Source organism: Mesorhizobium sp. M4A.F.Ca.ET.050.02.1.1, from assembly GCF_003997725.1.
Classification (GTDB): domain Bacteria; phylum Pseudomonadota; class Alphaproteobacteria; order Rhizobiales; family Rhizobiaceae; genus Mesorhizobium.
Genome location: NZ_RZSG01000014.1, coordinates 16329 through 30071, shown reverse-complemented (window position 1 = coordinate 30071; position 13743 = coordinate 16329). Strand labels below are relative to the sequence as shown.

The following is a 13743-nucleotide window of genomic DNA, read 5'->3' as shown; positions in this document are numbered from 1 at the left end:
TCGCGAAAAGCGACGGGGGAGGTTAGGAGAATTCCCGGGCGTTGGCGAGCCCGTCCGCCGGAGCGGACGGGACACCAGAATCAGGCCTAATAGCCGGCTTTGATCTTCTCGAACTCGGCGATCATCTTGAGCTTCAGCTCGGAAGGCAGCGGCTGCTGGAACAGCGTCTTGTCGACCCACTTTTCCACATTGTCGTAGCCCTTTTCCTTCAGCACCGCCTGGTCGACACCGGCCATGCCCTTGGCGTTGGCCTGGCCGTAGCCCCAGTCCTTGACCAGAATGTTGGCGACCGAGGGATCGTTGACGGCATTTAGATAGTCATAGGCCTTGTCGACATTGCCCGGCGCATCCTTGAACAGCACATAGCCGCACACCCAGGTCGACATGCCCTCTTCGGTGTCCTTCCTGGACTTGATCGGCACGCCTGCGGCCTGTGACTGCACCGCCGCGTCGTTCCAGGCCCAGGCGAGATCCACCTCGCCGCCGGAGAGCAGCTGCACGATGTCGGTGGTGTCGGTCCAGTAGGAGCGCACGTTCTTGTGCACCTGGCGCAGGAAATCCGAGGCCTGCTTGAACTGGTCGTCCGTCATCTTGGTCCAGTCCTTGAGCCCGATGGCGAGGCTTGCCAGCGCATAGGCGTCGTCGACATTGTCGCCGATCGAGACCCGGCCCTTGAACTTCGGATCGGCGAAGGCCTTCAGCGACTGCACGTCCTTCTCGTCGATCTTTTCGGAATTGTAGGTGAGCTGGGTGTCGCCCCAGTCCCACGGCATGAACCAGGCCTTGCCGTCGGCTGTGGTAGCGAGATCCTTCATCGCCATGATGCCGGGATTGAGGTCCTTCCAGCCCATGATCTTCGACATATCGAGCGGCTGCAGCAATCCGGCCTCGCGCCATTTCACCACGCTTTGCGAACAGGGATGGCCGAGATCGGCCTTGAAGCCGGAGCGCACCTTTTCGAAGGCCTCGTCCTCGTCGCCGAAGAAGGCGAAGGTCGGCGAGTCGCCATCCTTCTCGACATACTTCCCGTGGAAGCTTGGATCCTCATAGCCGGACCAGTCGAACACGATCAGGTCCTTGTCGGCGGCAACCGCCAGCGCCGCCGCGGAAGCGGCGAGCACACCGGTCAGTGCCAGGGTCAGCGTCAGGCGTCGGCTCAGGGTTCTCATTGCTGTTCCATCCTCCTTGTCTTTTCCGCCGGCTCGTCGGCCGGCCTTCTTCTCATGGGTAGTGCCTGGGAAATGCCGCCGCCAGGAACGCATTCGCCGCCTGCAGCGCGGTTTCGCGGGTGGTGTCCTCGGTGCCCATCATCAGCCGCAGCCAGAGCCCCTCGAGCATGCCGCTGAGCGCCAGCGCTATGACCTGGGGTTCATAGGTGTAGCCACCGCTCTCCTTGAGCTTCGCACAGAGATCGATGAAGACCTGCTGGTAGTAGTTGTCGCGCGAGCTGCTCAGCGCCTGGTAGGTCGGCCGCGACTTGGCCTCGCCCCAGAAGGCCAGCCATGCCGCGAGCTTGCGCTTGTTGCAGATCGAGCGGTCGAAGTCGGCCCACACCAGCAGCTGCAGCTGCCTTGCCGGATCATCGCCAGCCTTCTGCAGGGCCGCGCGCCAATGCGCCGAATATTCGTCATACATGTGCTGCAGCGTGGCGATCAGCAGCTTTTCCTTGCTCTCGAAATGGAAGTTGACGATGCCGCGCGACAGGCCGGCGCCATCGGCGACATCGGCCATCGTCGTCTCCGCGTAGCCGCGCTTGGCCAGCGAATCGATCGTCGCCTCGATCAGCTGCAGCTGCCTGACCTCCTTCGAGGCCTTGCGGCCGCGCTTTTCGGCGTCGCCCTTTCGCGACGGTTCGGGGAGAACCTTCCTGGCCTCTGCAGTCTTCATGAGCGTCACGGTCTCCAGCATCGCCGGCTATACCACCGGCTTCCAACCGCGCAGATGAGTGGGACGGTGCTCACCACTGTCAAGCACCTTCTGCATCGCCTCCCAGGTATGGATGTTCTTGTCGACATAGGCGGCACCCACCACGGCGGCGACAGGCCAATAAAGCGGCCCCTTGAGCCGCGCCAGCTCGTCGCGCGCCACTTCGCGATACCAGGGATTGCGGTCGCGCACGGCGATATCGGCGAAGCCCGCCAAGCGCATCGCCTGCGCATAGCGCGCCGGCGAGGCCATGGTGAAGGACAGGCCTTCGGCCGCGACATAGGCCTTCATCTCCGGCGACGGTTCGCCGTCATGCGCAATCATCCAGTTCGACGCGGCGAAGACGCCACCCTGCTTCAGCACGCGAAAGATCTCGGCGAACAACGCGTCCTTGTCGGGCACGTGCAGCAGCGCATCCTTGGAGAAGACGACATCGAAGGATGCGTCAGCGAAGGGAAGCGGACCGGGCGGCGCCTGGATGAAGCTGGTGCGCTCGCCGAGAGATCTCGCGGCCGCCCGTTGCCTGGCGGCCTCGATGACGGGTCCTTCGACATCGAAGCCGGTGGCATACGCCGCGCCGTGACGCTTGACCAGATGCAGCGTGATCCCGCCGGCGCCGCAGCCGATGTCGAGGATCGTCTTGCCCTTCAGCGACAGGCCTTCTACCACCCTGTCGACCTCCTCGGGTCCGCCCGGCGACAGATAGCCGTCGCCCCAGAGCGCCTCCAGGAAGCGAATGGCGGTGTCGTCGTACTCCGGCTCGGCGTCCGCCGTTTCGATCATCGGATCTCAACCCAAGATTTCGAAAGTGGCCAGTTCCAATTGCCCGCAAAGCCTAGCGCATAAACAGGAAAACGCAACACCATTTGTTGAACATTCATTCAAAATGGCTAGACAGAAATCCTTGATCCGTGCCAAATTCGACGCATCGGGGAACAGACCACACAAAAAGAAGGGCATCCGGATGGAGGTTGAGCGCACATGAAGGCGTGGGATGCGATCGTCATCGGAGGCGGCCACAACGGCCTGGTCAATGCCTGTTACCTGCAGCGCGCCGGGCTCGACGTGCTGGTCGTCGAGAAGAACGACTGGGTCGGGGGCGCCGCCACCAGCCGCGAGCTGACGCCAGGCTTCCTTTATTCCAACTGTTCCTACGTCTGTTCGCTGTTCCGGCCAGAGATCATGCGCGACCTGGAGCTGCCGCGCTTCGGGCTGCAGGTGATCTCCTATGAAGGCGGCGCGGTGTTCACACGCGACGGCGACTATCTCGCCAACTACCGCGACCATGACGCGCATCGCCGCGAGTTCGCCCGCTTTTCCAGGCGCGACGCGGAGGCCTATGACCGCTATTCGCGCGACGTGACGCGGCAATGCCGCTTCATCCAGCCGCTCTTGATGCGCACCGCGCCCGACCCGACCAGTTTCAAGCCGCGCGACCTCGGCGAAATGCTCTATCTGGGGAAAAAGTTCGCTGGCCTAACGGCCGAGGAGATGGCGCTGACCTTGCGCTTCTGGACGATGTCGATCTCGGACTTCCTCGACGAGTATTTCGAGACCGACGTCATCAAGGCTAACTTCGCGCTGTCCGGCATCATCGGCACCGCGCTCGGGCCGATGTCGCCGGGCACGGCCTACGTGCTGCTCCACCACTATATGGGCGAGGTCGACGGCTCGGTCGGCGCCTGGGGCTATGCGCGCGGCGGCATGGGCGCCGTCACCAAGGCGCTGGCCGCGTCCTTCAGGGCCTCCGGCGGCACCATCCGCACCGGCGCCGAGGTCGATCATGTGCTGGTCAGGAACGCCAAGGCCAAAGGCGTCGTGCTCGCCGGCGGCGAGGAGATCTACGGCAAGCTCGTCATCTCCAACGCCGACGTCAAGCGCACCTTCCTGAAGCTGATCGAGGAGAAGGAACTGCCCGACATCTTTCTGCGCCGTGTCAGGAACTTCAAGATCCGCGGCTCCTCCGGCAAGGTCAACATCGCGCTGGATTCGCTGCCCGAATTCCGGGCCCTGCCCAAGGATTCGCCGGTCTATCGCGCCGACATGCACTTCACCGATTCCATCGAGCGCATGGAGCGCGCCTATGACGACTGGAAGGCCGATCGCTGGTCGGCCGACCCCTTCCTCGACATGATGATCCCGACCACGCTCGACCCGACCATGGCGCCGCCGGGAAAACATTTCATGAGCTGCTTCGTGCAATACGCGCCGCCGAAGATTGACGGCCGCGACTGGACCGACGCCGACCGCGACGGCTTCGCCGAAAGCGTGATTTCGCAGATCGCCGCATACTCGCCCGGCTTCCGCGACCGCATCGTCCATATGGAGGTGCGCACGCCGCGCGAAATCGAGGCCGAGGTCGGCCTCACCGAAGGCAACATTTTCCAGGGCGAACTGACCTTCGACCAATTGCTGTTCAACCGCCCGGTGCCTGGCTACGCGCAATACCGCTCGCCGGTGGGCGGGCTCTATATGTGCGGCTCCTCCACCCATCCGGGCGGCGGCGTCATGGGCGCGCCCGGACGCAACGCCGCCGCCGAGATCCTGCGCGATCTCGCCAAGCCAACCTCACATATGAGCCCGGCCCATGACGTCATCTGAAGTGAATTGGGATGCCATCGTCATCGGCGGCGGCCACAACGGCCTCGTCGCCGCCGCCACGCTGGCGAAATCGGGCCGCAAGGTGCTGCTGCTCGAAGCAGGCAGTGATGTCGGCGGCGCCGCCCGCACCGAGGAATTCGCGCCCGGCTTTCGTGTCTCGGCGGTCGCCCACCTGCTCAACCGCCTGCATCCCGATGTGGTGAAGACGCTGGAGCTGGAGCGCCGCGGCCTCAAGGTCGAGCGCGCCGATATCGTGCCTTCGGTCGCGCTGTCGAAGGACGGCCCGCTGGTGCTGCACGGTGCCTATGGCGAGGTGCTGACCGGCGCCAGCCCCACCGAGCAATCCGCATGGAAGGAACTGCGCGCGCAGCTGCTTCGCTATGCCGGCGTGCTGAAGCCGTTCCTGTCGCGCCGGCCGCCGGATCTTGCCGGCATGTCGATCGCCGAGATGACCGGCCTCGGCCAGACCGCGCTGGCGCTGAAGCGGCTCGGCAAGGAGGACATGCGCGACTTCCTGCGCGTGCTTTTGATGAATGCTTACGACCTGCTCGACGAGCAGCTTTCGGACGACAGGCTGAAGGGCCTGCTCGCTTTCGACGCGACGCTCGGCTCCCATCTCGGCCCGCGCTCGCCGACCTCGCTGCTCGGTCTCTATTACCGGCTGGCCGGCGAGATCGGCGGCCTTGCCGGCGCGCAGATGCTGCCGAAAGGCGGCATGGGCGCCATCGTCGCCGCCATCCGCGCGGCGGCCGAGAGGGCAGGTGTGACGATCCGCCCGGCATCGCCGGTCGCCAAGGTCGTCGTCGAGAAGGGCCGCGCCGTCGGCGTCGTCACGCAAGGCGGCGAGACGCTGCGGGCAAAGACTGTCGTTTCCGCCATCAATCCGGCGACGACCATCCTCGATCTCGTCGGCCCGCGCGAGGTCGACACGGGCTTCGTGCGCAGGGTGAAGAACATCCGCATGAAGGGCGACGCGGCGAAGCTGCATCTGGCGCTCGACCAACCGCCGCAATTTTCCGGCGTCGGCGCTGCCGGCCACAAGGGCCGGTTGGTCATCGCGCCCTCGCCCGACCATGTCGAGCGCGCCTTCAACCCGTCGAAATATGGCGCGTTCTCGCCCGAGCCGGTGATGGAGATCACGCTGCCCAGCCTGGCCGATGCCTCGCTGGCACCCTCCGGCGCCTGCGTGCTCTCGGCCGTGGTGCAATATGCCCCCTATGCGCTGCGAGCGGGCTGGGCCGCCGGCAGGCCGCAATTCCTCAAGGCGATCATGGCACAGCTCGAGACCTACGCGCCGGGCATCGGCGCGACGGTGCGCCATGCCGAGCTTCTGACGCCTGCCGACATCGAGGCGCGCTACCGCATGCCCGGCGGCCACTGGCACCATGGCGAATTGCAGGCCGACCAGATGCTGGTGTCGCGGCCGGTCTCCGGCTGGTCGGGCTACGACACCCCGCTCGAAGGACTGTTCCTCGCCGGAGCCGGCTCGCACCCGGGCGGCGGCATCTCCGGCGCGCCCGGCCTCAACGCCGCGCGCCGCATCATCGCGATGAGGGCATGAGCATGGCGCAAGCAACCAGGAAGAAGCCCGTCGAGACCGAGGCCGATGCAGCGCTCGAAGCCCGCACCATCGCGCAATCACACTTCCGCACGCTGCGGCTGGGCACGCCCTTCCAGCCGCGCATCGACGCGCTGGGCTTGAAGCAGGAGTGGTACAGCTGGGCCGGCTATCGCGCCCCGCACTCGTTATGGGACGAGGAGCTCGAATATTTCGCCATCCGCAGCCAGGCGGCACTCTTCGACATCTCGCCGATGACGAAATACCGCATCGAGGGGCCGGACGCCGAAGCCTATCTCGACCGTGTCACGCTGCGCGACGTGACCAGGCTGAAGCCCGGCCGCGTCCACTACACCGCCTGGTGCGACGACGAAGGTTTTGTCCTCGACGACGGCACTTTGTTGCGGCTGTCGCCGACGCGCTTTCGCCTCTGCTCGCAGGAGCGGCATTTGCCCTGGCTGCTCGACAGCGCCATGGGCTACGAGGTCAACGTCGAGGAGGAGACCGAAGCCGTCGCCGGATTGGCGCTGCAAGGCCCGACCTCCTTCGCCATCCTGCGCGACGCCGGCTTTGCCGGTGTCGAGCGGCTGAAGGTTTTCGACCTCGCCGAGTTCGCGCATGACGGCGCCACCGTTACGATCTCGCGCACCGGCTTCACCGGCGATCTCGGCTACGAGCTGTTCGTGCCCGCCGACAAGGCGCTGAGCCTGTGGGACCGGCTGATGGCGGCGGGCGAACTGCGCGGCATCCGCGCCATCGGCTACACGGCGCTGAACCGCGCCCGGCTCGAAGCCGGCCTGATCGTCGCCAATGCCGACTTCACCACCGCCGAGCATGCCATTCGCGCCGACCGCCTGCGCATGCCGGACGAGGTCGGCCTCGGTTTCATGGTCGATCCCGAGAAGGGGCACTTCAACGGCCGACGTGCCATTTTCGAAGCGCGGACGAAGAGGAAGCTGCGCCTCGTGCTGGTCGGGCTGGAGATCGAGGGCAACATCCCGGCCGAGCATGCCATCGTCTACTATCGCAAGAGCCAGGAGGTCGGGCTGGTCAGCGCCGCCATGTGGTCGCCGATGGCCAAGCGCAACATCGCTCTCGCCTCGCTGCAGCGGCCTTATGGCGATACGATCGTCGACGACCTCTGGTCGAGATCTACGCCATGCGCGAGCTGCAGTACCAGAAGCTGATGAAACGCGCGAAGGTGGTGCAGCGCCCCTTTATCAGGCTCGACCGTCGCACCGCCAGCCCGCCGGCGGATTTTTGACATGGCAAGCCAAGCGGACGACGATCTTCTTCAAGCGCGGAGAGATGAATGCCGAGACGCTCGAGGTCTACCGCATCTGCGCCCGCCTAGATCACGAAGACCCCTTGCCCCGCGATCGCGGCGTCGGCAAGGACTGGCTGAAGCGCATCGGCTGCGTGCTGTAACCTAACCTATCGTTCTCTCCAGCACGCTCAACCAGTTGCGATAAGCGATCTTCTCGATCAGCGCGCGCCCGAAGCCGCCTGCGGCCAGCGCATCGATCAGCTTGGGCAGGCCGGCGACATCGCCGATCACCGCCGGGATCATCGCGCCGTCGAAATCCGAGCCCAGCCCGACGCCATCCTCGCCTAGCGCCTGCAGCAGCGAGTCGATATGGCGGACCATGATGTCGAGCCCGGTATCGGCGTTCATCTTGCCATCCTCGCGCAGGAAGCCGGTGGCGAAGTTCAGGCCGACCATGCCGCCTGTCTCGCGGATCGCGCCGAGCTGCCAGCCGGTCAGGTTGCGCGAATGGCCGCAGATCGCATGCACGTTGGAATGGGTAGCGACCAGCGGCGCATCGCTGAGCGCGACCACGTCGCGAAAACCCTTTTCGTTGAGATGCGAGAGGTCGATCATGATTCTGAGCTGGTTGCAGGCCTTGACCAGCGCCTTGCCCACGTCGGTCAGGCCGGGCCCTGTGTCCGGCGACGACGGAAAGCGAAACGGCACGCCGTTGCCGAAGGCGTTGGGGCGGCTCCAGACGATGCCCAGCGAGCGCAGCCCCGCGACGTGCAGCACGTCTAGCATGGCAAGCTCGGGATCGATCGCCTCGACGCCTTCGATATGGAACACCGCCGCGATCGAGCCCTTCGCCATCGCCTCGCGCACGTCACCGGCGCTGCGGCAGACGGTCAGCGCGCCTGCCCGCTCCAGCCTAAACAGGATCGAGGCCATGCCGATGGTCGATGTGACCGCCTCGGCACGCGGCAGCTCCGGCGGCAGGGGTTCGTTGTCGCTCGGCGCCGGCGGCACGGCGCTGCGCTTGGTCTTCTGGATCGGCGGCGGGAAGATCGCGAACATGCCGCCGGCAAAGCCACCCTTTTTTGCGCGGGGCAGGTCGATATGGCCGCCCGGCGTGCCTTCGATGAACAGCTTTTCGACATCCGCTTCCTTCGACTGGTAGAGCCTGAGCAGCGTGTCGTTGTGGCCGTCGAAGACGGGGATGAGGTCGGTTGCGGTCATCAGGAGGCCATTGGCTTGAGGTGGCGGGCCGCGGGCGGCGAATGCGCCCGCGGACGATACCTCTACTTAGGCAAGATGGCTAAATCGCGCAAATGCCAGACCGGCGCTTGGATTTGTGGCTGCCGACCCAAAGGGGCGGCGACTACTGCTTCAGCACGTCGGCCCATTCCGGATGGCGGCGGAACTGGGCGTTGGCGAACGGGCAGAGCGGGATGATCTTCTTGCCGGCCGCGCGCGCGTCCTCGACGGCGCGGGTGACGAGGCGAAGCCCCGCGCCCTGGCCGCGAAACACGTCCGGCACCTCGGTGTGGTCGATGATGAGCTGGTGCTCGCCGATCTTGGTGAAGGTCATCTCGGCCTCGGCGCCGCCGGGCCCGCGCAGAACATAGCGGCCCTTGGAGCCGCGATCCTCCAGTTCGATCTCGGGCAATTGATCAGCCATTGCTCACGCTCCCTTCAACCGGCAAGGCGGCGAAGAACCGCCGCGCCGCCTCGATTTCGTTCGGCCGCACCTCGTGCCCACCATCGTGCCATTCCACTGTGACATCGGCGCCATCGGCGCGCAAATAGGCCTCCAGCCGTGACGTCAGGCTGGGCGGACAGATCGGATCGCGTTTGCCGGCCGTGATCAGCATATGGCGGCCGGCAAGGCTGCCTTTCACCTGCGGCTCGAACGGGATCAGCGGATGCATCAACGCCGCCGCGTCGAGCAGGCCTGGCTGCGCAAAAGCCACCGAGGCCAGGATGTTGGCGCCGTTGGAATAGCCGAGCCCGAGAACTGCCGAGGGTTTCGCCGCCTCGACATGCGCCTTCATAAAGCCGGCGATCTTGCCGGTCGCCCGCGCGAGGTCGTCCATGTCATAGACGCCCTCGCCGGTGCGGCGGAAGAAGCGCGCGGCGCCCTGCTCCGACACGTCGCCGCGCGGCGACACGATGGTTGCCGAGGGCAGAAGCTCGCGCCCCAGCGATATCAGCTGGTTCTCATCGCCTCCTGTGCCGTGGAAAACGAACAGCAGCGGGCTGCCCGGCGAACCGGGCAGCAGCTTGTGGAAGTAGGCATCCTTGCTCATGGCTCAGTCTTCCAGCTTCTGCAGGTGCTGTTCGAGATAGGGCCGCAGGTGCTGGTGCTGCGTCGGCAACTTCAGCGCCTCGCCGAGATGGGCGGTGTCCTCGTCGCGGTTGAAGCCCGGCTCGTTGGTCGCCACCTCGAACAGCACGCCGCCCGGCGTGCGGAAATAGATCGCCCAGAAATAGTCGCGGTCGATCACCGGTGTCACGCCGTAGCCCGTATCGACCAGCGCCTTGCGGACCTCGAGCTGCCTGGCGCGATCCTCGACCGCGAATGCGACATGGTGGACCGAGCCGGCGCCGAGATTGGCGAAGCCGGCACCCGGCAACGATTCGATGTCGACCACATCGGCGCCATTGCCGTTCTTGATCGCCAGCCGGCGGATATTGCCGGACTTGTCGACCTCCTCGTAGCCCATGAACTTCAGCAACTCCTCGGTGGCGCCGCCGTCCTTCAGCCTCAGGGCGACCGAGTGAAAACCGCGGATCGCCTCGTCGGTCGGGACCCCGCCCTTCACCCAGGGCGCTCGGCTATCGGACCTGTCCTCGACCAGCGCAAAACCGTCGCCGTCGGGACCGGCGAAGTTGAGCCGCTTCTCACCGAAGCTCTCCGTGCGGGAAACGCCGCTCACGCCTTCGTCGGCGAAGCGCTTTTCCCAATAGGCAAGCGTGCCTTCGGGCACCGAATAGACCGTGGTGCCAACCTCGCCCACCCCATGCCGGCCCTTGCCGATATTGGGGAACGGGAAATAGGTCATCACCGAACCCGGCGTGCCGACCTCGTCGGCATAGTAGAGATGGTAGACGTCGGGCGCGTCGAAATTGACGGTCTTCTTGACCCGGCGCAGGCCGAGTTTCCTGGTGAAGAATTCATTGTTCAGGCGTGCATCGCTGGCCATCGAGGTCACGTGATGCAGGCCCTTGATCTGGTCGAGCATTGTCTTGCTCCTTCCTTTTTGGCTGGTGCGGCCCTCGCCGCTGTCCACGCCAATATGAGGATCGGCACGGCCGCGGCAAAGGACGCAAACACAGAATGGACTGTGCTGTAAAAGTGAACAATATCGCACTGTTTGTTCACCAATCAATAGATGGGCAGGGGCCTTGCGCGGCGGCCTGAATTCGGCTCCATGAGCGGCGTGCCGGATAAGGAGCAAGCGCGTGGCCAGCAAGAGCGGACGCCCCAACATTCTCCTGATCACATGCGACCAGTGGCGCGGCGATTGCCTCTCCGCCGCCGGTCATCCCGTGGTGAAAACGCCGAATGCCGACGCGCTTGCCGCCGAGGGCGTCCTGTTTCGCCGGCACTATGGCGGCGCGGCCCCTTGCTCGCCGGCGCGCGCCTGCCTCTATACCGGCCTCTATCAGATGAACAACCGCGTCTGCCGCAACGGCACGCCGCTGGATGCCCGCCACGGCAACATCGCGCTTGCCGCCCGGGCGCTTGGCTATGACCCGACGCTTTTCGGCTATACCGACGTCTCGCTCGATCCGCGCCTGCTTTCACCCGGCGACCCCAGGCTGAGAACCTATGAGGGCGTCCTGCCCGGCTTCACGGTGCGCCAATTCCTGCCCGAGCATCAGAAGCCTTGGCTATCCTGGCTGCGGGCCCAAGGCATCGACGTCAGTGCCGGCCATCCGGACATCCACCGCCCGGTTGGCGAACCGAGCGACCCCGTGTCCAATGCGCCACCCGTTTACTCGCAGGACCAGACGCCGACGGCTTTCCTCGCTGGTGAGTTCATCCGCTGGCTGGGCGAGCAGGAGCGCGGCGCGCCCTGGTTCGCGCATCTCTCTTTCATCAGCCCGCACCCGCCCTTCATCGTGCCTGGGCCCTACAACACCATGTATGATCCGGCCGACGGTCCCGCTTTCAGTCGCGCCGGGCGCTGGCAGGCCGAGGCCGAGAGCCACCCTTACCTCGCTTACGATCTCGACTGCCGGATGCGGCAGAACTTCCGCCCCGGCGCCGAAGGCAGGGTGCGCGACTGGGGCGAGGACAATATCCGCGCCATCCGGGCCATCTATTACGGCATGATCTCCGAAGTCGACGCGCAACTCGGACGCCTTTGGCAGGCGCTCAAGGCGGCGACAGCCTGGGACGAGACCGTGATCGCGCTGACCTCCGACCACGCCGAGATGATGGGCGAGCATTTCATGCTCGGCAAGGGCGGCTTCTTCGACGGCAGCTACCACATCCCGCTGATCATCCGCGACCCGCGCCTGGGCCATGCGACCGGCGGCAAGGTCGACTGCTTCAGCGAAGCCGTCGATATCCTGCCGACCCTGCTCGATCTCCTCGGCGAGGATCCGCCACCGCACCTCGACGGCCGCTCACTGAAACCGTTCCTGGAAGGCGGCGCGCCGCGCGACTGGCGCGACGCCGCGCGTTGGGAATTCGATTTCCGCTCGGTGGCCGACGGCGAGGCCGAGCGCCACTTCGGCATCGGCTCGCGCCAGTGCAACCTCGCCGTCATCCGTTCGAACGACTTCAAATATGTGCATTTCGGCGGCGGCCTGCCGCCGTTGCTGTTCGATCTTGCGAGGGACCCGGGCGAACTGACCAACGTCGCCAACGATCCTGCCTATCTCGCGGTCCGACTGCAATTTGCTGAAAGGCTGCTGGCCTGGCGGGCCGAGCATCTCGACCAGTCGCTGGCGCTGGCGGAGCTAACGGAGGATGGCGTGGTTGGATATGTGAATAGGCAGTAGGCAGTAGAAAAGCTTGCTTCCCTACTGCCTACCGCCCAACTCCCATTGCCTTTACTTCACTATCATCCTCTGCTGGTCCCGCTGTTCGGCGTAGCTGCCCTTGTCATAGGCCGCCTGCGCTTCGAGCTGTTCCTTGGTGAAGGTGGTGTAGAGGTACTTCTTGCCGTCCTTGTCGGTCATGAATTTGAGGTTGTCCATGCCGACAGCGACTTCCTTTTCGCCGATGCCGAGGAAGCCGCCGACATCGACGATCACCGCGTCCGGCTTGTTGTCGGGCGTCAGCACGACATCGCCGATCTCGCCGACCTGGACATCGTTGGCGCCGTAGACGGTCGTCCCTTTCAGGTCGTCGCCCCGGATCTCGCCGACCGGCATCTCCGTCAGCGTCGACTTATCGATTGCCGCGGTCTGTGTCGGGTCGGTTGCCTTGGCGTCAGGCGCAGGAGCGGCCGGGGCCTCGGCTGTCTTGTCCATCGGCGCCGGAGCGGTCGCAGTCGGAGCCGCGGCCTTCGGGACCTCGGTCGACGCTGTGGTTGCCGGCGCCGGATCGTAGGCCTTGCGGTTGAAGTCCGGCTGCGCCTGCAGCTCTTCCTTCGTGGTCTCGGCGACCAGCCAGCGATCGCCGTTCTTTTCGGCCCACTTGGCCTTGGCGAAGTCAAAGGCGACGTTCTTTTCGCCTATGCCGAGGAAGCCGCCAACGCCGATGACGAGCGCCTCGGCCTTGCCGTCCTTGGTGAGAACGATGTCATTGACGTCGCCGATGTTCTGCGCGTCGTCGGCTGTGCCATTGTAGACGGATTCGCCGATTATGTTGGTGGCGAGGTTGCCATCCGCCTTCTTCACCGGTTCAGCCGGCGCGGCATTCATATCGACAGGCTTCTGCGCGCCAGTGCCGTCCGTCGTGGTCGACGGCGCCTGCGCTGTCGTGTCGGTCTGAGCAGCCGGTGCCGGATCATACGGCTTCCTGTCGAAGTCCGGCAGGGCCGTCAGGGCTTCCTTCGTCGTCTCGGCGACAAGCCAGCGGTCGCCGTTCTTCTCGACCCATTGCAGCTTGTCGTAGTCGAAGGCGACGTCCTTGGCTCCTATGCCAAGGAAACCGCCAACGCCGATGATGGCGGATTTCGCCTTGCCGGTCTCGTCAAAGACGACATCACTGACCTTGCCGATATCCTGGGCATCGTCGGCCGTGCCGTTATAGACGGACTCGCCGATGATGTTGGTGGCAAGGCTGCCCTCGGCACGCATCACCGGGGCGGCCGGCGCCTCGTTCTGCGTGGCTGGCGCCGGGGTCGTCGCTGTCTGCGCGTAGGCGCCGGCTGCAATCAGTGTGGCGAGCGCGGTGGTCGCAAAAAGGGTGCGTATCATGATGCTTCCTCCTCGTGCATGATTTCGG

12 protein-coding genes and 1 pseudogene are annotated in these 13743 nt (G+C 65.2%); 5 read left to right on the top strand and 8 right to left on the bottom strand.

Translation table 11 applies throughout. The features are described from left to right. Nucleotides 1-86: 86 nt before the first annotated feature. The 3 genes from EOA33_RS02540 to EOA33_RS02530 are packed head-to-tail and all read right to left on the bottom strand — an operon-like array spanning nt 87 to nt 2709. Nucleotides 87-1169: an ABC transporter substrate-binding protein gene (locus EOA33_RS02540; protein ID WP_127404888.1), complete on the bottom strand. Its 1083-nt coding sequence runs from the start codon at nt 1167-1169 to the stop codon at nt 87-89. 52 nt (nt 1170-1221) lie between these two features. Further along, nucleotides 1222-1887: a transcriptional regulator BetI gene (gene betI, locus EOA33_RS02535; protein WP_245455358.1), complete on the bottom strand. Its 666-nt coding sequence runs from the start codon at nt 1885-1887 to the stop codon at nt 1222-1224. Between the two features lie 27 nt (nt 1888-1914). Beyond that, nucleotides 1915-2709, bottom strand: coding sequence for a methyltransferase domain-containing protein (locus EOA33_RS02530; protein ID WP_126058012.1), 795 nt, complete (start codon nt 2707-2709; stop codon nt 1915-1917). Nucleotides 2710-2907: 198 nt separating this feature from the next. On the opposite strand from EOA33_RS02530, the gene EOA33_RS02525 reads away from it, so the two are divergent. The 4 genes and pseudogenes from EOA33_RS02525 to EOA33_RS38840 all read left to right on the top strand — a co-directional run bounded on the left by EOA33_RS02525 (nt 2908) and on the right by EOA33_RS38840 (nt 7513). After that, nucleotides 2908-4527 carry an NAD(P)/FAD-dependent oxidoreductase gene (locus tag EOA33_RS02525; protein WP_126058011.1) on the top strand — a complete coding sequence of 540 codons (1620 nt, stop codon included), beginning with the start codon at nt 2908-2910 and terminating at the stop codon, nt 4525-4527. Beyond that, a complete protein-coding gene (locus EOA33_RS02520; protein ID WP_126058010.1) occupies nt 4514-6088 on the top strand; it encodes an NAD(P)/FAD-dependent oxidoreductase in 1575 nt (524 codons plus the stop codon). Before EOA33_RS02525 ends, EOA33_RS02520 begins: the two co-directional genes overlap by 14 nt. A gap of 2 nt (nt 6089-6090) precedes the next feature. Next, nucleotides 6091-7349, top strand: a pseudogene (locus EOA33_RS02515) (aminomethyltransferase family protein). Then, a complete protein-coding gene (locus tag EOA33_RS38840) occupies nt 7346-7513 on the top strand; it encodes a hypothetical protein (protein ID WP_189347280.1) in 168 nt (55 codons plus the stop codon). Before EOA33_RS02515 ends, EOA33_RS38840 begins: the two are co-directional and overlap by 4 nt. Before the next feature lies 1 nt (nt 7514). Here EOA33_RS38840 and EOA33_RS02510 read toward each other — a convergent pair whose 3' ends face one another. The 4 genes from EOA33_RS02510 to EOA33_RS02495 all read right to left on the bottom strand — a co-directional run bounded on the left by EOA33_RS02510 (nt 7515) and on the right by EOA33_RS02495 (nt 10579). After that, complete coding sequence (locus tag EOA33_RS02510) at nt 7515-8573, bottom strand: dipeptidase (RefSeq protein WP_126058008.1); 1059 nt, start codon at nt 8571-8573, stop codon at nt 7515-7517. A gap of 142 nt (nt 8574-8715) precedes the next feature. Then, the gene (locus tag EOA33_RS02505) at nt 8716-9015 is read right to left on the bottom strand and encodes a GNAT family N-acetyltransferase (protein WP_027166574.1); all 300 of its coding nucleotides are present in this window, start codon (nt 9013-9015) and stop codon (nt 8716-8718) included. Next, a complete protein-coding gene (locus EOA33_RS02500) occupies nt 9008-9643 on the bottom strand; it encodes an alpha/beta hydrolase (protein ID WP_126058007.1) in 636 nt (211 codons plus the stop codon). The genes EOA33_RS02505 and EOA33_RS02500 overlap by 8 nt, the downstream gene beginning before the upstream one ends. Nucleotides 9644-9646: 3 nt before the next feature. Continuing rightward, nucleotides 9647-10579: a VOC family protein gene (locus tag EOA33_RS02495; protein ID WP_126058006.1), complete on the bottom strand. Its 933-nt coding sequence runs from the start codon at nt 10577-10579 to the stop codon at nt 9647-9649. 220 nt (nt 10580-10799) lie between these two features. On the opposite strand from EOA33_RS02495, the gene EOA33_RS02490 reads away from it, so the two are divergent. After that, nucleotides 10800-12350 (top strand): alkaline phosphatase family protein, encoded by a 1551-nt coding sequence (locus tag EOA33_RS02490; RefSeq protein ID WP_126058005.1) that lies wholly within the window; start codon nt 10800-10802, stop codon nt 12348-12350. 51 nt (nt 12351-12401) lie between these two features. Here the strand turns inward: EOA33_RS02490 and EOA33_RS02485 are convergent, their stop codons facing one another. Then, nucleotides 12402-13715, bottom strand: coding sequence for a PRC-barrel domain-containing protein (locus EOA33_RS02485; RefSeq protein ID WP_126058004.1), 1314 nt, complete (start codon nt 13713-13715; stop codon nt 12402-12404). Nucleotides 13716-13743: the final 28 nt, after the last annotated feature.